The sequence below is a fragment of the Salicola sp. Rm-C-2C1-2 genome (assembly GCF_040196175.1).
Lineage (GTDB): Bacteria > Pseudomonadota > Gammaproteobacteria > Pseudomonadales > Oleiphilaceae > Halospina.
On sequence record NZ_JBEFNF010000002.1, the window covers coordinates 120,158 to 143,398 of the forward strand.

Here is a 23,241-nt window from a genome sequence, read left to right on the forward strand (position 1 = left end):
ATCAGAAGCTCCCTTCAATGGAGAGATAAGCGCCGTCCTGGGACTCCAGTCCGGCGATATCGCCCAGGTTCACGTAGGCGGCGGTGACCGTAAGGCGCCGGTCCGGGATCCAGGCGACGTAGAGGTCCCACCAGTCATTTTCCCGAGCCAAGCCCAGGTTGTCTGGTTTTTGACGGTATTCACCACCGACCAGCCAGTCACGACGCAGAAAAAGGCCAACGCTGGCTTCGGCGACTAGCTCGTGGCGGTCCCGCCCATCGCCACCGAAGCCCAGCAGGCCGCCCTGGTTGGCTCGAGTGGCACGAAGGGTGCTGTTGATCACGAGGTTGCGGTCAAAGGGGCCGGCGACGAAAAGTTTGCTGCCACTGAGGTAGATATCGGTGCCGGCGTCGTCCTCGGCGCCCACGGCTGCGGGAATTTCGGACACCCGGTGGCGCTTGTGCTGAGCGCCAAGACTCCACTGGCCATAGGGGCTGTAGATTACATCGCCAGCCAGGCGTGCCTTAAGCCCGAAGATGTCCTGTTTGAGATCCGTCTCCCCGAACGGCAGTGCGAAGGCGAGCGTGTCCATTTCGAGCTCCTGGCGGGCAAAGCTTAGCTCGATCCGGTTACGCCAGTTAAACGCTACACTCTGGACATTGAGCGTATAGTCCTGAGTGTTGGCTCTGGAGAGGGCGACAGTGCCGCCCGATTCCTCGTCGCTGGCGTAGCCGGCCAGTGTCGCCCAGGGACTGATGCCGCCGCCGGCGCTGCCTTCAATGCTGGTTACGCCGCCGGTGCCCCAGAGGCGGCTTCCGGGGTCACTGGCAGCCGCTGGGCCCGCCAGTAATAAAAAACCAAAAACCGTGAGATGCGTCTTCGGGTGGTCAAAGATCATGTTTCATCTCCTTTCTGAAACAGGCCGTGGTCGGCTGCCCAGCGCCTGTAGCGCAAGGCCCAGTCCGGTATGGCTTCCGGTGCCATGGGGCGCCCCATGAAGAATCCCTGAGCCCGCTCGCAGCCCCATTGCCTCAGGATGTCCCAGGACCCCTGGTCTTCAATGCCTTCAGCGCAGACGGTCAGGCGCAATCCATGGGCGAGGTTGATGGTGGAGCTCACGATAAGCTGGTCCTGATCACTGCTCGTGAGGTGCAGTACAAAGGATTTATCGATCTTCAGCTCCTGTACCGGCAGGTTACGCAGCTGAGACAGGGATGACTGGCCAGTGCCAAAGTCATCCACGGATATTGAGGCCCCCAGCGCCCTGAGCCCTTCCAGCGTCTGCAGGGCAAGGCCGGTATCGTTCATGACCGCGCTTTCGGTGACCTCAAAGGTCAGCTTGTCCATCTGTTCCGGATCGTGCTGGAAACAGGCTCGCACATCCTCCGCCAGTGCCGGATTGCTCAGATCCAGGGCCGACAGGTTGATGGCAAGGTGTGGGTCCAGCCCGTGCGAGCGCCAGCCCGCGCAATCCCCGGCTGCGAGTGACAGCACCAGTCGTGTCAGCGCCAGGGTCTGCCCGGAACTTTCAGCGAGCGGTATGAACTCTTCCGGACTGATGAAGCCCAGCTCCGGGTGGTGCCAGCGAATCAGAGCTTCCACGCCCTCGAACTCGCCGGTTTCCAGCGCCAGCTTGGGCTGATAGTTGAGATGGAGCTCGCGTTGCTGGATGGCGTCGCTCAGGTCGCGGATAAGACGGATTTCGCGCAGATGCTCCTCGTCACCACCGGGTTCGTAGAACGCGATGCGTTCAGGTTTGTGGCGTGCCTGTGCCAGCGTCAGGTCGAGTCGGCGCTGGATCTCGTCGATGCTATGAGCGTGATCAGGGATCCACAGGGCGGCCAGGTCCAACTTGATCTGAAGAGGACTGCCCAGAATCTCAACGGATGTTTCCATCCGCGTTTTCAGATCCGTAACCTGCTGGCGGAGTTCTTCTTCAGCGGCCCATGGCAGGATTGCCATGAACTGTCTGCCACCGGTCCGTGCCAGTTGACCAGGGCGTTTCAGAACACCGTTGAGGCGCAGGCCGATGGCAATCAGGGTCTCATCACCGAAGCGGAAGCCCAGCATTTCGTTGATGGTCTTGATGTCGGGAAGGTGGATGGCAACAACCGCCGCCGACTGGCCCTGGCAAAGATCACTTTCCAGCTGCAGCCGCAGCGCGCGCCAGTTGGGCAGGCCCGTGAGGCTGTCGTGGGTGGCGGCATGCTCAATCCGTTTTTCGCGCTGGATGATGCTGTCGCGCATAGCCAGAAGCGACTGCAGGAGAATGCCGGGTTCGCCGGAAACCCGCAGCGCTGGTGGCTCCGCCGTCCGGTCCTGCCCCAGAGCGTTGGCAAAACGGGCGAGCGTGAAAATGGGGCGCCCCAGGGTTCTTGCCGTAACCAGAACCACTGCCGCCGCGATTCCCAGAACGGCTGCGAGAACGGCGCCCATTTCCAGCGCCAGGGCGTAGTAGCGCGACAAGGCGTTGCCCCGGTCCTTGAGTAGCCAGAGGCGCGCAACGGTGCCGCGGACACCGTCGATGGGCACGGCGCGCATGAAATAGTCGCTGCCGCCTCTGAATGATGCCTGGCCCTCTGTGGAGTCACCGGGCTCAAGCGAAGGGAGGGCATCAGCGGCCAGGCTTGAACCAAGGAGGGCGCCGCTATCGGTCATCTGAAAGACAGCGTCGGTGGCGGTAAGGTCGGCAATGAGTTTGGCAAAGCTGTCGTCCAGGCGGAACCCGGCAATCAACCACGCACGCAACCCCGCACCCTCAAGGGGGACCACCAGCACCTGATAGACTCCGTCGTTCCATTGCCCCATGGCTGCGGATGTTCCCTCTTCAGCCTGGGCTTGCTGGATAATGGCCTGGAATGGTGCCGGGCTAGCGTTATCGAGGTCGGAAAGATTTGCGATCAGGCGCCCTTTGGCATTCACAATCATTGCCAGATCCGCATTGGCCCGGCGGCTGTGGTTGCGGAGCGCGCTGGTGATGGTGGCCGTATCCCGTGAACCGATGGCCGACTTGAAGCCGTAATCACGGGCAACCACTTCCAGATTGGAGACCAGGAGCTGTGTGCGCGTTGTGATCACCTGATTGGCCACGCGCTGGGCTACGTCGAGCTGCTCTTCGGCACGGGCCTGTTCTTCCTCGAACAGGTTGTACAGCATCACACCAGTCACGCTGGCACTGCTGAGTATCACCAGCGTCAGCATGGCGAGCATCAGTCTGGCGCGGAATCCGGTTGCTCGCAGCCATCCCATCACAGGTTATTGAACTCCTGCTGGAGTTGGTCCAGCTCCTCATCGGGCGCGGGCTCCGGGCGCAGAGCCAGAGTGACGCGCGTGGTCTCGCGGGTGACCGCTGCTTTCCGGAACTGCGTGGTATCTTTCAGCTGCGGATGCCAGACGCGCGCAGTGATGGGCTGTCCTTCGGGAAAAGCAGAGTGCTCGAAACGGACTTGGCCGTTCTTGTCCGTGCGTCCGTAGTGGGGGCGTTTGGTAACAATCACAAACCCCTGCATGTGGTCGTGGATGTTGCAGCCCAGCTCGACGATCCCAGGTTTATCAAAGTGGATGGGGGATTCCGGCTTGCCTGCGTAGAGTTCGATGTCAAAGGTTTTAGCCGGCGAGAAAGAGTAGACATGATGCTGGGTATCGTCTTTATTCGGAAAGTTGATCTCGGAGCCCACAGGTACCGTCAGAACCTGCGGCTGGAAGGCCCTGCCGTTCTGAGCAATGGTGTACTTGCCGGGGGGTGGCGCGCCGGATCCCGGGATGGTGACCACGGCGTCGCTGATCGGTTTGCCGGATTGCTTGGCTTCAACTGTGATCGTGAGGGTGTCCGCTGCCGCGCACAAAGAAAGCAGGAGAGCTGAAAGGCCGGCAAGCCGGGGCAGGGATGACGCAATAGCAGGCATGAACGGGGCTCGTTCGGGTCAGTATATAAAGTGACGATAGCAGATTTCCGGGCTCAGTGAGGCGGCTCGGGGATCGAGGGCTTTCGTTAAGAAGTCCCTTATCGGGGCAATTCCTGGCGCAACGTCTCTGATTGCTTCGTCGCGACCGGAAGCATTGCTAACGGATTACTCGTTTAAGGAGTCGTACTGTTATTTGCTGGATAACTGATTCGGGACCACACTTAGATCGACAGTAGGTCGATACTTGGAGCAGCCTGACATGCGGATATTCAAATCGTTTCTGACAGTAGCAGCCTTTCTGGTAACGGGCTTGTTCGCGGCAAACAGCCTCGCAGAGCTCAAAGACTATGACGTTATGACGGAAACCTACCCGCCGTATAACTTCAAGCAGTCCGGTCAATTGAAGGGGATTGCTGTGGAGATGCTGCTGGCAGCGTCCCAGAAAGGCGAGCTGGGGCTGTCGAGGGATGATATCCGTCTTCTGCCCTGGGCAAGGGGGTACCAAAATGTTCAGGAACAGCCAGGCTCCATGCTGTTCTCCACAACGCGCACCGAGAGTCGCGAGGATCTATTCCGGTGGGCGGGGCCCATAACCGAGACCAGCGTGGCATTGATTGCCCGCAAGGGCGCCGATCTGTCATTTGAAAACCAGTCTGACTACGCGTCACCAACGATTGCCGTGGTGCGGGATGACGTCGCGGAAAGCCTTGTCAGAGACAAAGGAGCGCAGGATAACAATCTTGACGTCACCTCCAGGCCTGAACCTGCGATGCGCAAGCTAGCTGCTGGCAGAGTCGATGCATGGGCCTACGAGGCGAACGTCGCCTTCTGGCTTCTTAACAGCGAAGACTACGATACGGATAATTACGAGGTCGTTGATGTGTTGAGTGAATCCGAGCTGTTCTATGCCTTTCACAAAGACACACCCGATAAGGTGGTCGATAGCCTTCAGGATGCGCTTGATGCCCTGTCAGAAAAAGAGCGCGATAAGATTCTGGATCAATACCTCTGAACAGCAGGGCGCTGCGTTCAGATCAGAGCCGGGAGCGCTTGCTTGTGGCTCCATCAGACATCAGGTAAACAGCGTCGCCAGCCTGTCGCCGGGGCTCTCGGCCCGCATGAACGATTCCCCGACGAGGAAGGCATGGATGCCACGCTTGCGCATGGCTTCTGCGTCTTCCCGGGTATGGATGCCGCTCTCGGTGACAGTAAGCCGATCCTCCGGCACGCGCTGATGCAGATCCAGGGTGGTCGCCAGTGATACCTCAAAGGTGTGCAGGTCGCGGTTGTTGATGCCGAGCAGGGGGCAATCCACCTGCAGCGCCTGATCCAGTTCCGCCTGATTGTGCACTTCCACCAGTACATCCATGTTCAGCTCCCGGGCAAGGCCTGCCATGGTCTGCATCTGAGTGAGCGACAGGCAGGCCGCGATCAGAAGGACGCAGTCAGCACCTGCAATGCGGCTTTCATGGATCTGGTAATCATCCACCATGAAGTCTTTGCGAAGAACGGGGAGCGTGCAGGCGTTGCGGGCATCCAGGAGATCGGCCTCGCTGCCCTGAAAAAAGTCTCTGTCGGTGAGCACGGACAGGCAGGCAGCACCGTGGGCTTCGTAGTCGCGCGCAATCACCGCCGGATCATAGGGGTCGCGGAGCACGCCAGCGCTGGGAGACGCACGCTTGATTTCGGCGATCACCCCCGGACCCCCGGCATCGATGTGCCTGTGCACAGTGGCGGCGAAGCCACGTGTTGCTGGTTGCTCACGGGCTTCGGCACGGCATGCCTCAAGGGGCAGGCGCCGCCGGCGTTCAGCCAGTTCCTCGTGTTTGCGCGCGATAATGCGCCGCAGAACCGTGGGTGTGTCGTTCATCCCTGCTGCTCCATTTGCTGGCTCAGGGTGGCGAGCTGTTCCATCCGTTGCTGGGCCGAGCCATTGGCCATGGCGGCCAGGGCCTTTTGCGCTCCGGTTTGCAGGGTGTCGGCCAGGTCGGCTGCGTAGAGGGCGGCGCCGGCGTTGAGGGCGATCATATCCCGAGCTAGGGCGGCCCGTTGACTCGGGTTAGGGCTCAGCGCTTCATGAATCAGTGCCAGGGATTCAGCGGCGTCGGCCACCTGCAGGTCAAAGATCGGTTGTGCTTTGATCCCCATGTCCTCGGGGCGGATGTGGTATTCACTGACCTCGCCATTTTTGAGTTCCGCCACGCGGGTGCGGCTGGCCAGGCTGATCTCGTCCAGGCCGTCCTCGGAATGCACGACGAGTATGTGGTCGCTGCCGAGCCGGCGCAGCACTTCCGCCATGGGCACACAGAGATCGCCGTTGAATACGCCGATCACCTGGTGTTTCACGCCGGCCGGGTTGGTCATGGGGCCGAGGATATTGAACAGCGTGCGGATGCCCAGCTCCTTGCGGGGCCCCACGGCGTGTTTCATGGCGGTATGATGGTTGGGGGCGAACATGAAACCCACGCCCAGCTCGTGCACGCAGCGCCTGATCTGCTCCGGCGTCATGTTCAGGCGCAGTCCGGCCTGGTCAAGCAGGTCCGAGCTGCCGCTGCGCGAGGATACCGAGCGGTTGCCGTGTTTCGCCACATGCCCGCCGGCGGCAGCGATAACAAAAGTCGCGGCGGTGGAAACGTTGAACAGGTTGGCACCGTCACCGCCAGTACCGACGATGTCCACCACATTGGGCACCTTCAGCGTGACGTCGGTGGCCAGTTCACGCATGACCTCCACGGCGCCGGTGATCTCGTCGATGGCCTCGCCTTTCATGCGCAGTCCGACCAGGAAACCGCCGATCTGAGCCTCTGTAGCCTCGCCCTGCATGATGGTGCGCATCACCGCTTTCATGTCCGCGGTGCTCAGGTCCTGTCGTTCGGTCACCTTGGCGATGGCGGTCTGGATGTCCATGGTGGTTTACTCTTGGTTTGGCATATTCAGGAAGTTCTGCAGCAGTTCGTGCCCGTGGCGCGTCATGATCGACTCCGGATGGAACTGCACCCCCTCGATGGCCAGCTGACGGTGTCTCAGCCCCATGATCTCTTCCATGGAGCCGTCCTCATTCTCGGTCCAGGCCGTGATCTCGAGTTCGTCATCAGGCCAGTGGTCCTTATCGACCACCAGGGAATGGTAGCGCGTAGCCTCAAACGGGTTGTCGAGCCCTGCAAAGACGCCTTCGTTGCGGTGGTGGATCAGGGATGTCTTGCCATGCATGACCTGCCCGGCACGGATCACCTTGCCGCCGAAGACCTGGCCGATGCACTGGTGCCCAAGGCAGACCCCCAGGAGCGGCAGGCGACCCGCGAAGCGGCGCACCACCTCCAGCGAGATGCCGGCCTCGTCCGGTGAACAGGGCCCGGGCGAGATCACGATCCGCTCCGGTGCCATGGCTTCGATCTCATCAACGCTGATGGCATCGTTGCGGTGCACGATCACTTCGGCGCCGAGTTCGCCCAGATACTGGACCACGTTGTAGGTGAAGGAGTCGTAGTTGTCGATCATCACAAGCATGCTGGTTTCCTTCTCCTCAGTGGTCGAAATCCGTTAGGGCCATATCGGCGGCCCGGAAAATCGCGCGGCCTTTGTTCTGGGTTTCCTGCCATTCCAGGTTGGGTACGGAGTCCGCCACTACCCCGGCGCCTGCCTGGATGTGCAGGGTACCGTCTTGGATGACGGCGGTGCGGATGGCGATGGCGGTGTCCATGTTCCCGCTCCAGGACAGGTAGCCCACGGCGCCGCCGTAGATCCCGCGCTTGACCGGCTCCAGTTCGTCCAGAATTTCCAGCGCCCGGATCTTGGGGGCGCCGCTCAGCGTCCCTGCCGGCAGGGTGGCGCGCAGCACGTCAATGCAGGATAGGCCTTCGCGCAGCCGGCCGGTGACGTTGGAGACGATGTGCATGACATGAGAATAGCGTTCCACCGTCATGGTATCCGTCAGGCTTACCGATCCGGTTTCACTCACCCGGCCGATGTCGTTGCGCCCCAGGTCGATCAGCATCAGATGCTCGGCGCGTTCCTTGGGATCAGCCAGCAGTTCCTGTTCCAGCGCCTGGTCCTGTTCGCGGTTGGTGCCGCGCTTGCGGGTACCCGCAATGGGGCGAACCGTGACTTCTTCGTCCTCTACCCTTGCCAGGATCTCCGGCGAGGAACCCACAATGTGGAAATACTTCAGGTTGAGAAAATACATATAGGGCGATGGGTTGAGGCAGCGCAGGGCGCGGTACAGGTTCAGAGGCGGTGCCTCGAAGGCCACGGACATGCGCCGCGAAAGCACCGTCTGCATAACATCGCCGGCCAGCACGTACTCGCGGATCTGCTCGACCGCTGCCTCGAAATCGTGCTGACTGAAGTCCGAATGGAAGTCCCGCTCTTCAATGCGGTTACCCGTGGCTTGCGAGACAGGGCTGGTGACACGGGTCTCACGCAACTGCTTTTCCAGCGCGTCCAACCGCTCCACCGCTGTGTCGTAGCTTCCGGGGAGGGCTGGACTGGCCTGGACGATCAGGTGCAGCTTGCCACGCAGGTTGTCGAAGACAACGACCTCATCAGAGACCATCAGCAGCACATCCGGCGTGCCCAGTTCATCCGGCGGCACCGAGTCATGCAGGCGGGGCTCGATGAAGCGCACGGTGTCGTAGCCGAAGTAACCCACCAGGCCACCGTTGAAGCGGGGCATGTCCGGCAGGTCCGGCGAATGGTAACGGGCCTGAAAGGCTTCGATGTACGCCAGCGGGTCCTCGGCGGTCAGCTCTTCAATGGTGCCGTCATCGGATTCATGCACCACCTGGTGGCCGCTTACCCGCAGCCGCTCGCGGGCCGGCAGGCCGATGATCGAGTAGCGGCCCCATTTCTCGCCGCCCTGGACGGATTCCAGCAGGTAGGAGTAGGCGCCGTCAGCCAGCTTGAGATAGGTGCTCAGCGGGGTGTCGAGATCCGCAAATACTTCGCGGTGGACGGGGATGCGGTTATAGCCTTCACCGGCGTAGGCGTCGAACTGTTCGGGCGTCATGGGTCGTTCCTGAAAAAAGCATGGGCATTATAGGATCGTGACTTTCGCCACGGGCGCTCAATGGTGACGCTTTACCATCGCCAGCGCGGGTTGGCCCAGCGTGCGGGGTGCACGATCAGCGTTGCTTCTTTCAGTCCGGCGGTCACGGACGCTCTCCCGATCATTGAAATAACATAGTCAGGTTAGCGAAGAGGTCTGAAGTAAGCAACCGTCGCCGACCCATATCGATAGAATGATACGGATTCGTATTTGCGGTATTCTTTTCTCCGCTGCACAATAAGCGGTGTTCTTTCCTTTCTGATTACCGGACCCGCGAGCGCGTTATGCAGGCATCGGATCATTGGGATACATCAGCCTTTCTGGCGCTGGCAGCCCGGGTCCACCCGGGGCTGAACGGCATGGCGACGCCTTCCCCCGAACCGGGCCTGTCCCATGGTGCTGACAATACGCCGGTGATCAGCACGGTTCACAGCATCTGGGCGAATGCTTATCCAGAGGCGGGGCAGCCGTACTCGTCTGTACGCACCTGGACGCTGCTGGTCTGGCAACCGGTGTTTCTCTCCGTTCTGGGTGTACACGGCGCCGATGCCGTGGTGCCTGTGGGCCGGCTCTGGCAACGGGTTGAACAGGGCGTGGTGGCCGGTTTCCGGATGCCCGAGGACTGGCCCGCCGCGGCCGGGGAAGAAAGCGAGCGCATTCATGAGGCGGCTGCCCGCCTGATGGCAGTGCGGGATGCGCTACTGGCGGATTTGCGGCAGATCGTGCGCATCAAGCCGCTGACGGCCAACCGACTGCTGGCGGATATCCTTCTCATGGCACTTCAGCGGCTGGCGGTGACCCTGCCCGGATTCACCAATGAGCGTGTGCAGACGCTCGGCGAGGTCTGGCTGGCAGCGATGGGGCTGAAAGACCAGAGCCGGTATCTGCTCCTGACTCTCAGCAGCGGACGGGAGGTTCTGGGGCTGGAGCGCCGCGCCTGTTGCATGCACTACCGGCGGGATGACGGCTGCTACTGCTCGTCCTGCCCCAAACTGACCCATTCTGAACGCACTCGGCGTCAACTGGAGGAGCTGAGCCATGACGCTGTCGCTGTCTGACATCCGCGTTCATCGGGATGGGCGCGCCATACTCGCTCTGGATGAACTGACGCTTCGTGATGGCGAGTTTACTGCCATCCTTGGGCACAACGGCTCCGGCAAGTCCACTCTCATGCAGGTGATGGCGCGGCAGATGAAACCGGACGGGGGCATGATCCGGCTCGATGACCAGCTCCTCGAGCGTTACAGCCAGCGGGAGCTGGCCCGTCGCATGGCCTTCCTGCCACAGCAGCTGCCGGAGGTTGCGGGGCTGGATGTGCGTGAGCTGGTCCGCCTGGGCCGCTTTCCCTGGCGGGGACTGGTGCGGCGCTGGCACCGCGACGATGCCACGGCGGTGGACTGGGCCCTGGAACAGACCAGTATGGCGAATTATGCCACCCACCTGGTGGATGAACTGTCCGGCGGTGAGCGCCAGCGTGCCTGGATCGCCATGCTGCTGGCACAGGAGGCGCCGCTTCTGTTGCTGGACGAGCCCACATCAGCGCTGGACCTGTCCCATCAGTACGAATGCATGGCGCTTCTGAGCGACCTTAACCAGTCCGCTGGTCGTGGCGTGGCGGTGATCCTGCACGATGTGAATCTGGCGGCGCGTTACGCCGACCGGGTGATCGCGCTCAAGCAGGGCGAGGTGGCTTTTGATGGCACCCCGCAAGCGATGCTTTCGTCCGAGCTGCTTACGATGCTGTACGGCATCGACATCAACCTGATCGCCCAGCCCGGCACACAGCGCCCGGTTGCGGTGGTCGCCTGACAGGAGTTGCCCGCACTCATGGCTCTGCAACTGAAACATTACCTGACCCTGATCCTGGGCATTGGCCTGACGCTTGCCGCTCAGGCGCAGATTACCGTCACCGACAGCCGGGGCGAGCAGACGCTCGAATCGGTCCCTGAGCGCGTGGTGGTGCTGAACTGGTCCATGGCGGAGAACCTGGTGGAGCTTGGCGTTGATCCCGTTGGCGTGGCGGACGTCGCCGGTTACCGCAAGTGGGTGGTGCGCCCAGAACTGCCGGGGTCGGTGGCCAATGTGGGTAAGCGCTCGGAACCGAACATGGAGAAGATTGCGTCCCTGGAACCGGACGTCATTGTGCTTTCCACGGACCAGGCCGGGTTGGCCGACAAGATGAGCCGGGTGGCGCCGGTGCTGTTTTTCGATGCGTTCCGCAAGGATCACAGTAACGCTGAAAAGGCACGCTCAATCTTTCTGGAACTGGGCCGGCTCTTCGAGCGCGAGGACAAGGCCCGGCATAAACTCAAGGCGCTGGAAGCCCGTTTGATATGGCTGCGTGGCCGTATCCGTGATCATTTCGGGGACGAGCTGCCCCGGGTTACCAGCGTGGGCTTTGCCAGCCCGACCGTGGTGCGTGTATTTGGGCGCAATAGTATGCCCTGGTACGCCCTCCGCCAGCTGGGCCTGGAATCGGCAATGCCGCAGCCGGCCAGCCAGTGGGGCCAGACCCAGAGAAAAGTGGCCGATCTGAATCAGGTCGACCGCGAGGACGTATTGCTTTATTTCAAGCCCACGGTTCTGGCCGGCGATCTGTTGGAGAAGCCGCTCTGGAACGCCCTTCCGGTAGTCGAAGCAGGGCGGGTGGCCCCCATTGAGCCCACCTGGGTCTATGGCGGCGCCATGTCGCTGCGCTACCTGGCCGAGAACATGACGGATGCCCTTCTGACCATTGAACCCTGATGCAGGCGACTTGGCCCCTGCTGGCAGCGCCGTTGTCGCGCTATGGGCTGGCCGTGGCGGCTGTGCTCGTGTTGGGGGTGTGTCACCTTCAGCTCGACAACGGCCTTGCGCTGGCCGACCAGTGGCGGCTGGCGACAGGGGGCGAGCCCAGCGGGTTTGAGCAGGTCCGTTTCTACTACACTGGGTTACCGCGCGCCTTACTTGCCCTCCTCGTGGGAGGGGTGCTTGGCATCGTGGGCAGCCTCCTGCAGCAGGTTACCCGCAACCCACTGGTCTCGCCACTAACGGTTGGCGCTTCCTCCGGCGCCTGGCTGGCGCTGGTGTGTGCCAGTGTCTGGCTGCCGGCGCTGGCGACCGATGAACGGGCACTGGTCGCCATGGGCGGCGCGATGGCATCGGTGGGGCTTGTCCTGATCATTGCCGGGCGTAATGGCATCGGCGGGTTGCCGGTGGTGCTCGCTGGTATGGCAACCCATTTGCTGATGGGAGCGGCGGCGTCGGCCATCATTCTGCTGAACCAGGAGGCCGCACAGGGTGTCTTCATCTGGGGCGCGGGCGACCTCACCCAGAATGACTGGAACTGGGTCCAATGGCTTTGGCCGCGGCTTCTGGTTGTGCCCTTGATGCTGGTGCTGGCGCCCAGGCCACTGACCTTGATGCGACTCGGGGAGGCCGGCGCACGCGGGCGCGGCTTCAGCTATGGGCCCGTGTTGGTGGTGCTGCTCGTTGGCGCGTTATGGATCCTGGCCAGTAGTATCACCGCTGTCGGGATCATCGGGTTCCTGGGGCTGATCGCGCCCAACATAGCCCGCTCCATGGGGGCGCGCCGGGCTGGAGATGAGCTGGCCTACAGCGCGGTGCTGGGAGCGGGGCTACTGCTGGCAACGGACTCGCTGGCCAAGGCAGCGGGCGATTGGTTCGGGGAGCTGGTGCCCAGTGGAACGGCTGCCGCCATGGTGGGTGCGCCAGCGCTGGTGGTGTTCGCGCACCGCAAGCTGGGCCATGTAGACCAGACTGCGTTGGCGCTGCCTCAAGGCGCGCGCCAGACGACCTGGCTGACGTGGGCCAGCGCTGTGTGCCTGCTACTGGCGCTTGTGATCCTCACCCTTACCTATACGCCGGCCACGCCGGTGTCGTTGTCCAGCCTGCCTTTTGCCTGGCCTTCGGAACTGGTCTGGTCGCTGCGCGCGCCACGCCTTTTGACCGCCTCCGCCACCGGTGTTGGTATGGCGGTGGCCGGGCTCATTCTTCAGCGCCTGATCCGTAATCCGCTCGCCAGCCCGGATATTCTGGGCATGTCCGCGGGCGCAACACTCGCCCTGGTCATCTTCACCATCTGGACCGGCACCTCCATCTATCACGCCGGTCCGGGCGTGGCGTTTCTGGGCAGTCTGGTGGTGCTCGGCGTTCTTCTGCTCGTAGGGCGGCGCTCCCACTATGCGCCGGGTATCGTGATTCTGGTGGGCATTTCACTCGCGGCCCTGATGGAGGCACTGGTGCATTTCGTGCTGGCCCAGGGCACCCAGAGCGCCCACATCATTCTGGGCTGGCTGTCTGGTTCCACGTACCGGGCCTCCACCGACAGGGCTCTGCTACTGGCGGCTGGCGTGGCGGTCCTGGTCCTGCTGGTTGTGGCGTTGAGCCGATGGCTGACGCTGATCTCCATCGGGGATCCCATGGCTCGGGCCCGAGGAGTCAATGTGGCCCGGGCACGGCTGGTGCTGCTTTTGGTGGTGTGCGCGCTCTGCGCGCTGGTGACGGCGCTGATGGGGCCGGTTGCTTTCGTGGGTCTGCTGGCTCCCCATGTAGCAGCGCTTCTGGGCGCGCGCCGTGTTCGGCCCCAGCTGGCATTAGCGGCCATGGTGGGGATGGGACTGATGACGCTTTCCGATTGGCTGGGCCGGACGCTGCTTTACCCGGACCAGTTACCGGCCGGTCTGATGGCGGCCCTGATCGGGGGGAGTTACTTCATCTTTCTGCTGACGCGGCGGCGTCTGGGATAGCACGGGAAACGGGAAGATCTCCCCGGCCTTGGCCGGGGAGGGAAGGGAACTGACCTGGCGTCAGTACTTGATGGCGTAGGAGAGCGAATAGGTCCGGCCGCGGCCCTTGAAGTCCGTAACCTCGGGTAGGCCGTAGAAGACGTCGGCACGCTGGCTCCAGATCGTGGTGTACTGATTATCAAAGACGTTGTTGATGCCAAGGCTCAGCTCGCCGCCAGCCAGGCGCTGGGTTGCCTGAAGATCAAAGCTGGTATGGCCGTTGATCTCGTTGCCCTGGGCGTCGTCGATATCAAACGCGTGCACCCCCTGGAAGCGGACACTGGTGTCAGTATTACCCCACTGGATGTGCGCTGTTGTCTTGGGAAGACTGGCGTCCGTGACGGATTGATCCTGCCAGTCGCCGTTGCGCTTGGCTTCCTGCTTGACGTAGTGACCAGTACCGCCGAGCTGCCACTGACGGGTGATCCGCCAGGTGCCGCTGGCCTCCAGCCCGTAGGTGCGGGTTTCGTCGTCAACCACATCAATGGTCAGGTCATCGCCGTTGAACTCGACGTTTTGATCCTTCCAGGTGTAATACACTGATACCTGGGCGTCCCAATCCGGGGTGTACTGGCGCCAACCGAGCTCCACCTGGTCCGTTTCCAGTGCCGGCAGGTTGTTGTTGTCCAGATCGAGATAATCCTGGAGCTGATACTGTGCACCGGGTGCTGCCAGAGAATAATCACCTTTGCCCAGCGCCTTGCCCGGATCCGGGATCTCCATCCCCTGACTGTAGTTGGCCCAGATCTGCTGATCGTGCGTCAGGTCATAGATGGCGCCTGCGTTAACCAGGGACACGTTGTAGTCGTTCTTGCCGCCTGGAACGGGTTCCGCTCCGGACGCCAGCCCACCCGAGACAAAGGTATTGCCGTTGGTGTTCACGACTTTCTGAACGGGGACGATGGAGCCTGTTTCCAGACTGGCTCGGCGGTGCCGGATACCAGCGCTCAGCTGAAGCCGGTCTGAAGCCTGCCATTCCCCATTGAGGAAACCGGCAACCCCGTCCACACGGAAGGAGGGGTAACGGGCAGTGGTGTAACTTTCCTGGAGGTTCATCAGGCCTGAGTTCAGGGCCTTCTCGCTATCGAAGATCATCTGGCTGGCGTCAAAATCTTCGCGGTCAAGATCCATGCCGTAGGTCAGCTGGACGTCCCCCATCTGCTTCACCAGCATCGCCTTGAGTGAGTGCTGTTCGGTGTTCTGTTTGGAGGACCCCACATAGCTGAGGCCCACATCCGCCAGTTCATTGATACCACTGTCAGGTGGGAAGGAGCCGGTCTGACGGAAGGTGGCAAGCGCCGCTTCGTCACCCTGAACGGGGAAACCCTGAAAGCTGACTTCTTCCCGCCGGGATGAGAGTTGCAGGTAGGCGGTATGCCCCAGGAAGTCGGTGTCGCGGAACGACGCATTCACAAGGTAGCGGTCGGTTTCCGGGTCCCGGTCACTGCTCAAGCCGCTGCGGATCTCCGGGTTCTCCAGCTGAGACAGGCCCTGGCCGAGATAGAGGCCTTTGTTGCCGTCAAATTTGGAGTTGTAGTACTGCGCGGTCAGGTCCAGGCTCTGGGTTTCGCTGAACTCGAACTGTAGATTCCCCATGACGTCGAGGGTGCGGTTGTATTGCAGATCCGTCTGGGTAATGTCCGGCTGAATGGGGTCGCCGTCGCCATCGTAAAAGGCACCGTTATCCTGACCGGCGATCGCGAGGCGCCCTTTCACGAAGTCCGTACCCCCGCTGATCGATTGGCCTGCCCTCAGATCACGGTCATTACTGTTGTTGAAGCCACTGGTGGCACCAATCTCGGTTTCGAAAGACGGACCGCCGGACTCGCCCTTTTTGGTGATGATGTTGATGATGCCGCCGGTACTGCCGCCGCCATAGATGGCGGTAGCGCCCGAAAGCACTTCGATACGCTTGATGTTGAACGGATCGATGCTGTCGAACTGGCGGCTCACGCCGCGGGATGAGTTGAGCGAGACGCCGTCGATCATCACCAGCACGCCGCGGCCACGCAGGTTCTGGCCAAAGTTGGTGCGGTTTTGGGTGCCCAGATCCATACCGGGTACCAGATTGCCCAGAGTGTCCTTGAGGCTTTTGCCGCTGTCGAACTGACGCTGCAGCTCTTCGCCTTCCAGTACCCAGACGGTTCCCGGTACTTCACTGATCTGGGACGGTGCGCGATTGCCCACAACCACAAGCTCATCCAGAGCACCCATGGTTTGCTGCGCGAGCACGGCAGGCGTTGTTCCCATGGCGACGCCGGTGATGAAAAGGGCTGCCAGCGGATTGCGCGACCAGGTGTTTGATTTCCGCATAGAAAAAGCTCCTTGTACTGAGATGGAAAGCGGTGAGAGGTTAACAGAGCGCAACGAAAATGCAAATGATTATCACAGAGTATTATGGATGAGTGCTGCCAGTGACGCCGGCTCAGCTTCTGGCGCCGTGGCCGTTTCGGTGCCGTCCCAATCAACGAGCCGGATCCCCTCAGTGACCGGGAAAAGGCGCTCGCCGGCCAGGTGGTTGATAATCCGGGCTGAGCGCCAGCACATCAGGCTCATCTGTGGTTCGGCGATACCGTGAGAGTGGCGGCCGGCATTGACGGCATAGATGTGGCGGTTGAGTGGCCCGTCCCATGTGGCCTCAAAGTGATGCCCGAGCCTTAACTCACCGTGGTCATCGGTTTCCAGGCCCTGCCTCAGGGGCTGTGAAAGATACCCTGGCAGTTGCGTGTCAAAGCCGGTGCACAGGATAAGGCGGTTGGTGGTGGTCTGCTCGTGGTGACCATTGAGCTCATTGCGGGCTGTTAGCGCATAAGGCGCCGGGCCTGCGACCGCCTCCAGTGTTCTTTCCGGTTGCAGTACAACTCTCGGGCTGGGGCCGCCAGTAACACGGTGCTCATAAAGCCGTTGATAAAGGGCATTAAGGGTGTCGGTCGATATTCCGTCAGATGCCAGTTTCTGGTGGTTGACTCGGGTGAGTCGCTGAGCCTCCTCGAGTCCATGAAACGTATCCACGTAACCGGGAGTGAAGTACTCATTCGTGAAAGGCGTTTCGTCCAGGGGCTCGAAGTTAGATCGTCGTGAAAGCCAGTGGATACACTCGGGCGTGCCCCAGTCGCCCTGGAGAAGACTCAGTACCACCTCAGCACCGGATTGGCCGCCCCCCACCACCGTGACATGTTGCCCGCTCACATCGGGTTGCCTCAGGGTTAACTCCATATTGTGAAAGCAGTCATCGCCTTGCCATGGTCGGCAGGATTCCGGAAGCGATGGTGTTTTCCCTGTGCCCAAACAAAGGTTATGCGCGAGCACAGGACGCTGTTCACCATGGCAGTGGATATGGAAAAGGTTGCCGTCGAAGTCAACGTGGTCGATATTGCGGCCGAAATGAAGACTGTTGAGACCCTGAGCGACCCATGCCATGTAATCGGCGAATTCAGCCCGACTGACGGCGGGTAGATTAGCGTTCATGAACGCGTAGAAGCGGCCGTTCTGGACCAGGTAGTTGAGGAAGCTGTTGGGGCTCCACGGGGCGACACCAGTCACCAGGTCCTTGAGGTAAGAGGTCTGGAGACGGACACCGGGCAGCATCATCCCCGGATGCCAGTTGAAATGCGGTTTGCGGTCAAAAAAGGCTGTCTCAAGATGAGGCACCTCCCGTAACAGCGCGGCAAGGCTCAGGTTGAATGGGCCGATACCCAGTCCGGCAAGATCCAGCGGTGCAGTCATGGGGTCTCTCCTGTCAGTAATGGGTTCGAGAGTGGCTTGCCGAGCTCCGGTCTGGGTCGGTCGGCGTGGTCTTCATACCCAATTCGGAAGCGAACGCGGTTGATACAGACCCTTTCGAACGTTGGTGTCAGCAGAGGAAACAACTCAAAGCGTTCGCTTAATTCGGGGTGGCGCCTCTGGTACGCACGGATGCGCTCGGCCAGAAGGCTGTAGAAGGATGCCTCCGGCAATAACCCTGCGTCGGGCAGCAGTGGCGAGATGAATCGCAGTGTTGTCACGAAATGGCCGGTGATGAGGTCATGGATCAGATAAGCGGCTGGCAACCGGGTTAACTCTGCCAGAAGGTGTTGCGGCATGCCGGCCTGCTCTGGGATCGGCTCGTCGACACAGCGCAGATCACCGTGAAAATCCTTGATAACCAGCCGTTCGGGAATGGCGCTTTTGAGGATAAATCCGAGATTCTGGCCATGGGCGACCAGCCCAATGCCATAGGTGCATAACAGGTGATAGAGCGGCACGGTTACGCGGTCGAAAAAGTGCGTCAGCCAGACCTTAGGGCTTAATCCGGAATGCCGGATCAGGGTGGCGATCAGCGGGTGATCGGCGCCATCGCACTGCATCAGGGCTGCCAGGAGCATGGAGTGCTCGCCGCACCCTGTTTTGCCTGGGAGACTTTCGCGCCACACAGCTCCCAGCATTTCGTGGTACCGGTAGGCGCCGCCTGCGACCTGCGAGTGCTGGGGGTGAGGTATGTGGCTTCCGGCCAGCTCTCGTTGGACCTCAAGCCCGGCATCCACCAATTCGGTGTCGCTTTGGCTCTGTCTCCATAACCATTGGGACAGCTCCGGACCAATGGCGATGGGGCGTGCAGGGATGCCGCGGTAGCTGGAGGTGTTGAGAACGGTCAGCGCCAGTTTGACATCACAGTACTCCGGAATGCTGATGTTGCTCAGAGTCCGCAGTGACTGTTGCGGCTGGTACCAGTAGCCATGCTGGCCGAGGTCCCGGATCCATCCGTGCGCCAGAGCCTGGGCGTATTGGATCTGGATGTAGTGCGTCCATTGCCAGGGGTGGACGGGGATAAGGGGCCAGTGGCCGGCCGCCTGCGAGCCATGTACCAGCGCAGTCTGTTCACTGCTGCTTAGACATTGGTCAAGCGGGGGGGTGCCGGCATGGGTTCCTGTCAGAGAGGGGGCAACGGCCAGCCAGCGCAGCTGGAACGGCCTGCCGGCCTCCGGACTGTACGTGTGCAGGTCTGCCTGGCTCCAGCCCAGACGGCCGCGGTTGGCAAGCGCCTTGGGGTGACCGTCCAACAAGCTCTGTAACTGGGGTTCCGGCAGCGCCAGCATGTGCTCTGCAGTGAAAGTGGCAAGGTGCTGCTGCTGGATCTGGTCACCAGCAAGGGTATTCTGAAGCTCTTCCAGGAACTGGCCGAGAACGATGTCGTTCATGCCTAGAGACTGCTGGGCATCGACGACCAATTGCGTGGCGCTGGTGGCGGGACAGTCATTACGCTTGAGGGTGTCGGGCGCCACGCGTAACCACCCCCAGCAGCTGAACTGGGCTCGAAAGCTGTAATCATTGCCTGCCAGGATGAGGTGAAACCACGCCTCGTCGAGGGCCTCAACATCAAAGCAGCCCTCGTAATGGGCCTCGCCAATGATCTTGGCCATCAACCGTTGGTTGGCGTGGTTCCACAGGGTTTGTGTGTCCATCGTTGGTGTCCTGTTACAAACGGGTATGTTTGAAAAACTCGGCGCGGCTAGTGCTTACCAAGGCGGCGCGCTTGTGCGGGAAATCGAATTCATACCGTTTGCGCCATGTAAGGTGCTGGAATTGCTTGAAAACCGCTTCGTTAGCGGCATCTGGCTCGCCATAAAGGGTTGTGGTCCGAGGGTCAGTCAGGAACAGGTAATGGGTGAGCGTGTTGAACCAGATCGGAGCCTGGCTATTGCCGCAGTAACGATCCTCACCAACCAGCACGTGGATGCCTTGGTCAAAGGGGCCCGCATCGCAGTAGGGGCCGAGCCGGTCTTCCGCCACAAAGTAGGTTTCGAAATAGCCCAGCGGGTCCCCATCAACTTCCATGATCAGCGGGAAGCTGTTCGCCTCGGCGCGGCGCTCCGCCAGCATGGCGTCCAGTCGCTCGCGGCTGAATGGGTATTCCCAGAAACGCGCAACGCGGGGCAGGTTCTGCCAACGGTGGAAGCGTTCACCGTCTTTCTCAATGCTAGCCGGGCGCAACTCGATCACCTGATCAAGGCCGGGGTGATAGCGCCGGTAAAGGGTAGCGTCCGGGAGCCTTGGCCGTTTTGGGTGAGCGATCGTCCCGGTCTGATTCGGAACCTCTGGCATTACTGGCCATAGGGCTGGTGCCAGCCAGGCTTCGCGGATTTGATAGAAAGCGGTTCTGTCGATCCACTGCGTGCCATCTTCGCTGACAAGCCATGCTGGATGGCTGAGCCCGCAAAATTCGGCAATACGCGCGCTCACGGCCAGCGAATCCAGATCGAAACCGTAAAAAAGCCGATCCAGAAGGGAGTAGATCAGGCTGTCGTCCGGCTTGGGTCCTTCCCAGTCAGAAAGGGTGCGGTGATGGCTTTCACCGCTCAGTCGGACCTGCCAGCTCTGCCCACCAGCGTGCAGCTGCGCCTGGTGGCCGTCGGCGCTGGCAGTGAGGTGGATTTTGGCATCACTATGCAACATGGCAGTGGCTCTCTCTGTGAAGTGGGTTGGTGAAGGGGTGATAAATGGAGAAAACGTCATCCAGGGTGGTCTCGTTCAGCGCCCGCAGCGTGCACAGGAAATTGCCCTTGGCGTAGAGCGAGTGGCTTTCAAGCAGATAACGGATGGCGCGGTCGTCTGGCGGCTGTTCATCCAGGCGGGCGCTCAACCAGTCGCGCAGGGTTTGAATCAGGTCGGCTTCGTGCACGAGCCCACCGGCGGCCAGGGAGGCTATGACGTTAAAGGTGGCGTTGATGAACAGGTAATAACAGAAAAGGCGGATGCCCAGATCATCGGGTAAGAGGTTGGCGCTGTCGTTGGCAAGATGACTCAACTCATCACCCAGGCGGTGCGTGGCCAGACTGGTAAAGCCTGTTCCCTGGCAATCCCGGAAAAACAGTCGTTGCGGCCAGATACCGTGCAATTGTAGAACCAGGTTCTGTTGATGTGCGCCGAACAGAATGCCGAACAGCGATTGGGCTTCCAGCAAGGGCGCTACGGCGACATTCAGATAGCGCAAGAACCATTGCTGTGTCTGGTCCGGCGTCATTTGCGCTGCGTGGAGTCTCTGGGAAAGACGGGACTCGCCGTTGCGCGGGTCGTCCTGCAGGAGGGTCGCAAGCATTTCCGTATTGGCGGCGTTTGTGCCTTGCAGAGGATTCTCCCGCCACGTCACAAGGGTTTCAGGCAGCGGCTGACCGTCGCTGCCTTGGATACCAGTGGCAACGGGCTCGCGCAGCACCTCAAAGTTGGGTCTGCTTGTCAGCCATTGGCGGACAGGGCCGCTGTTGAGCACCCGGCACAGTTCAGCACCGCGGACGACTTCTTCGGGTTGCAGATGCCGTATGGAGTTGGTGAGCCATACGCTCAGGGAGAATTTGAGCATCCAAGGCGCTGCCTCGCAGTAAATCGCTCGCAGTGATGAAGTGGCGCGCCAGTGTGACGCGCCGGGACCGATGCAGCGCAAAGCGCCGGACGCCTGCAGGGATCTCAGGGCTGGCGTGCGCTGCCAGTGGTAGTGCTGGAAGGGATGGCAGGGCATGAGGCGATGACTGCTGGGAGTGGCCGCTCTCAGGTCATCCGCTGCAGGCTCCGTATCCAGAAGCGCCTTGATGCCTTGATCGGCGGTGACGCCCTCGGCTTCCCGGTTAAACAGGTGGGCTTCAGCGACGCTGTACCAGATCAGAGGAAAGTAGTCACCGTATTCAGGCGCGTAGCGTTGCGCCTGCTCCAGCGTCATATTGCCCCGGTCTTTAGGGCAGGGGTGGATCGAATGGCCGCTGATCAGCGCTTGTTCAGCTTCGATGAAGCTCAGAGATTCTCGGAACAGGTGCTCCAGCGCCCCGGTGCGTGCCTGCTGCGCGGCATCAAGATTCTGTTTGCTGGCAATTACCCTGGCTTTCAGGGCCTCAAGCGCCTGGGGTGATGCTTCACGTTGCAGCGCATCAAGGGTCAGGCACCACTCTACGGCCTGCTCAAAGCTTATGTTTTCGGTCTGGCCGTGGCGATTCAGTTGTAAAGGCCCTGTCAGGCAATGGCGTCCTGTTTGCGTCCGGAATTGGCAGGGAATCACCAGGGCGGTGTCGTCAGGCCCCCGTATCTCAAAAACGTCGGGCTGCGAGCTGGCGCTACTGGCCTCATCTTGTCCACGTCTGTGATAGCGTGCCAGATCCCATTCGCGGATCAGGGCATTGAAAAAAGCGTTCAATGATGGGTCATAGAGCATGAAGGGCCTCAGGGGATGGCGATTGTCATGCGCATACTCACGCTAATAAGAATCATTGTCAAATAACAACTTAAGAGCTTCGAAGTCTCATGAATTTTGATCTCAAAACACTGGCGTTGCTGTTTCTGTTTGGTTTTGGCGCCTGGTACTGGTGGCGGGGGCTGGCGATCAAGGAAATGGCACTTCAGACAGCACGACGTGCCTGCGAGCGGGCCGACGTGGACCTGCTTGACCAGAGTGTCTGTCTGAGTGGGCTCGGCATCCAGAGGGATGATCGAGGACGACTACGGTTACGGCGGACGTTCAGTTTTGACTTCACCGCCACCGGCGATGGTCGCTACAGGGGGAGGCTCGTGTTGCTGGGGCAACGAACCCAGTCTGTTGAGTTCGAACCCCACCGTTTCTGATCAGTCGTTGCCCTGCGCCGGAAGATCCAGGAGAAAGCGTTCGCCGTCGATCGCCTGGTCCAGCCGGTCGGACAGGATTTCCAGAACGCCATCATGCTCGCCGGCAAGGCGCGTGATATGGGTTGCCAGCCCAGGGTTCCGGGCTTCCGCGTCCTGGCAGATGGTGACCACATCGCCGCCTTCGCCGGCATGCTTGCCTGGAGAAAGAAACAGCATTGACACGATCACTGGGCCCTGATTGAAGCCGGGCTCGTCCAGAAGGTTTTCCAGCAGCGGTTCATTGAAGCGGTACTCATCGCCCTCGCGGCGTTCCATAGAGGCAGGTGTGACGCTGCGTACCCGGTCCTCGAGTAACGCCGCCATCTGGCCTGCGAGGGCATTGCGCACGGCGGTAACATCCGGGATGGGACTGCCATGGTCGGCGAGGATGACGGTCGGTTTCGTGCCTGCCGGTAGTTGCTGAAGTTGCTCCTCCACACCGTCACGCAGTAGGCGCGCCAGCCGCAGATCCGTAGGGGCCTGCAGATCAACCAGTGGCGAGGCGATCCGCACCCGTACCTGAGGGTTCTCTGCCTGCATCTCGCCCAACCGCTCTGGCAAATAGCCATTGAGCGCGCGGCTTGGGCCGAAAAAAAACGGCAGAATCACCATGTCCGTGACGCCTTCCTCCGCACGCCAGGCGGAGGCTGGTCCAAGGGTTGAGGCTGGTACACCATCCAACTGCTCAGCCGGTACTTTGTTGGAATGCAGCAGGGAGCGGGCTTCCACTGCCATGCCGGTATGGTCACCCAGCGCCGAGGCGACACGCCTTAGGTTAAGCGTCGCACCAGGACGCAGGGAGCCATTGTCGACGAGAAAAACGTGTGTCATAGGTGCTCCAGTTGTGAATCATCAACGGCTTACGCACGTAAAGCATCTCATGATCACCCACGGTATAGTACAG

The 23,241-nt window shown here is 61.0% G+C and carries 19 protein-coding genes; 6 read left to right on the plus strand and 13 right to left on the minus strand.

Going from position 1 to position 23,241, the window contains the following annotated elements; genetic code table 11:
* Position 1: 1 nt before the first annotated feature.
* Genes AAF659_RS06340 through AAF659_RS06350 form a run of 3 tightly spaced genes read right to left on the minus strand, consistent with a single transcriptional unit; the run spans position 2 to position 3,884 of the window.
* Positions 2-877, minus strand: a complete 876-nt coding sequence (locus tag AAF659_RS06340) for a DUF3034 family protein (RefSeq protein WP_349750876.1) — start codon at positions 875-877, stop codon at positions 2-4.
* Positions 874-3,228 (minus strand): putative bifunctional diguanylate cyclase/phosphodiesterase, encoded by a 2,355-nt coding sequence (locus AAF659_RS06345; protein ID WP_349750877.1) that lies wholly within the window; start codon positions 3,226-3,228, stop codon positions 874-876. The genes AAF659_RS06340 and AAF659_RS06345 overlap by 4 nt, the downstream gene beginning before the upstream one ends.
* Positions 3,228-3,884: a cupredoxin domain-containing protein gene (locus AAF659_RS06350; protein WP_349750878.1), complete on the minus strand. Its 657-nt coding sequence runs from the start codon at positions 3,882-3,884 to the stop codon at positions 3,228-3,230. The genes AAF659_RS06345 and AAF659_RS06350 overlap by 1 nt, the downstream gene beginning before the upstream one ends.
* Positions 3,885-4,143: 259 nt before the next feature.
* Here AAF659_RS06350 and AAF659_RS06355 point away from each other — a divergent pair, with 259 nt between their 5' ends.
* The gene (locus AAF659_RS06355) at positions 4,144-4,896 is read left to right on the plus strand and encodes a substrate-binding periplasmic protein (protein WP_349750879.1); all 753 of its coding nucleotides are present in this window, start codon (positions 4,144-4,146) and stop codon (positions 4,894-4,896) included.
* Between the two features lie 60 nt (positions 4,897-4,956).
* Here the strand turns inward: AAF659_RS06355 and trpC are convergent, their stop codons facing one another.
* The 4 genes from trpC to trpE are packed head-to-tail and all read right to left on the minus strand — an operon-like array spanning position 4,957 to position 8,889.
* Positions 4,957-5,754, minus strand: coding sequence for an indole-3-glycerol phosphate synthase TrpC (gene trpC, locus AAF659_RS06360; RefSeq protein ID WP_349750880.1), 798 nt, complete (start codon positions 5,752-5,754; stop codon positions 4,957-4,959).
* On the minus strand, positions 5,751-6,791 hold the full coding sequence (trpD, locus tag AAF659_RS06365) for an anthranilate phosphoribosyltransferase (RefSeq protein ID WP_349750881.1): 1,041 nt from the start codon (positions 6,789-6,791) through the stop codon (positions 5,751-5,753). Before trpD ends, trpC begins: the two co-directional genes overlap by 4 nt.
* A gap of 6 nt (positions 6,792-6,797) precedes the next feature.
* Positions 6,798-7,391 (minus strand): anthranilate synthase component II, encoded by a 594-nt coding sequence (locus AAF659_RS06370; RefSeq protein WP_349750882.1) that lies wholly within the window; start codon positions 7,389-7,391, stop codon positions 6,798-6,800.
* Positions 7,392-7,407: 16 nt separating this feature from the next.
* Positions 7,408-8,889: an anthranilate synthase component I gene (gene trpE / locus AAF659_RS06375; protein WP_349750883.1), complete on the minus strand. Its 1,482-nt coding sequence runs from the start codon at positions 8,887-8,889 to the stop codon at positions 7,408-7,410.
* Positions 8,890-9,212: 323 nt separating this feature from the next.
* On the opposite strand from trpE, the gene AAF659_RS06380 reads away from it, so the two are divergent.
* Genes AAF659_RS06380 through fhuB form a run of 4 tightly spaced genes read left to right on the plus strand, consistent with a single transcriptional unit; the run spans position 9,213 to position 13,676 of the window.
* Positions 9,213-9,986 carry a siderophore ferric iron reductase gene (locus tag AAF659_RS06380; protein WP_349750884.1) on the plus strand — a complete coding sequence of 258 codons (774 nt, stop codon included), beginning with the start codon at positions 9,213-9,215 and terminating at the stop codon, positions 9,984-9,986.
* Positions 9,967-10,737, plus strand: a complete 771-nt coding sequence (locus tag AAF659_RS06385) for an ABC transporter ATP-binding protein (RefSeq protein WP_349750885.1) — start codon at positions 9,967-9,969, stop codon at positions 10,735-10,737. Before AAF659_RS06380 ends, AAF659_RS06385 begins: the two co-directional genes overlap by 20 nt.
* Positions 10,738-10,755: 18 nt before the next feature.
* On the plus strand, positions 10,756-11,673 hold the full coding sequence (locus tag AAF659_RS06390; RefSeq protein WP_349750886.1) for an ABC transporter substrate-binding protein: 918 nt from the start codon (positions 10,756-10,758) through the stop codon (positions 11,671-11,673).
* Complete coding sequence (gene fhuB, locus AAF659_RS06395; RefSeq protein ID WP_349750887.1) at positions 11,673-13,676, plus strand: Fe(3+)-hydroxamate ABC transporter permease FhuB; 2,004 nt, start codon at positions 11,673-11,675, stop codon at positions 13,674-13,676. The genes AAF659_RS06390 and fhuB overlap by 1 nt, the downstream gene beginning before the upstream one ends.
* Before the next feature lie 60 nt (positions 13,677-13,736).
* Here fhuB and AAF659_RS06400 read toward each other — a convergent pair whose 3' ends face one another.
* The 5 genes from AAF659_RS06400 to AAF659_RS06420 all read right to left on the minus strand — a co-directional run bounded on the left by AAF659_RS06400 (position 13,737) and on the right by AAF659_RS06420 (position 21,891).
* Positions 13,737-16,028: a TonB-dependent receptor gene (locus AAF659_RS06400; protein WP_349750888.1), complete on the minus strand. Its 2,292-nt coding sequence runs from the start codon at positions 16,026-16,028 to the stop codon at positions 13,737-13,739.
* 72 nt (positions 16,029-16,100) lie between these two features.
* Positions 16,101-17,441: a lysine N(6)-hydroxylase/L-ornithine N(5)-oxygenase family protein gene (locus AAF659_RS06405; RefSeq protein ID WP_349750889.1), complete on the minus strand. Its 1,341-nt coding sequence runs from the start codon at positions 17,439-17,441 to the stop codon at positions 16,101-16,103.
* Entirely contained in the window at positions 17,438-19,156 is a 1,719-nt protein-coding gene (locus AAF659_RS06410; RefSeq protein ID WP_349750890.1) for an IucA/IucC family protein, read from the minus strand. The genes AAF659_RS06405 and AAF659_RS06410 overlap by 4 nt, the downstream gene beginning before the upstream one ends.
* Positions 19,157-19,169: 13 nt before the next feature.
* Positions 19,170-20,147 carry a GNAT family N-acetyltransferase gene (locus AAF659_RS06415; RefSeq protein ID WP_349750891.1) on the minus strand — a complete coding sequence of 326 codons (978 nt, stop codon included), beginning with the start codon at positions 20,145-20,147 and terminating at the stop codon, positions 19,170-19,172.
* On the minus strand, positions 20,137-21,891 hold the full coding sequence (locus AAF659_RS06420) for an IucA/IucC family protein (protein WP_349750892.1): 1,755 nt from the start codon (positions 21,889-21,891) through the stop codon (positions 20,137-20,139). Before AAF659_RS06420 ends, AAF659_RS06415 begins: the two co-directional genes overlap by 11 nt.
* Before the next feature lie 89 nt (positions 21,892-21,980).
* Between AAF659_RS06420 and AAF659_RS06425 the strand changes: the two genes are divergently transcribed.
* Positions 21,981-22,298 carry a DUF3301 domain-containing protein gene (locus AAF659_RS06425; protein ID WP_349750893.1) on the plus strand — a complete coding sequence of 106 codons (318 nt, stop codon included), beginning with the start codon at positions 21,981-21,983 and terminating at the stop codon, positions 22,296-22,298.
* Here AAF659_RS06425 and AAF659_RS06430 read toward each other — a convergent pair whose 3' ends face one another.
* Entirely contained in the window at positions 22,299-23,168 is an 870-nt protein-coding gene (locus AAF659_RS06430) for a sirohydrochlorin chelatase (RefSeq protein WP_349750894.1), read from the minus strand. It abuts the gene before it with no gap.
* Positions 23,169-23,241: the final 73 nt, after the last annotated feature.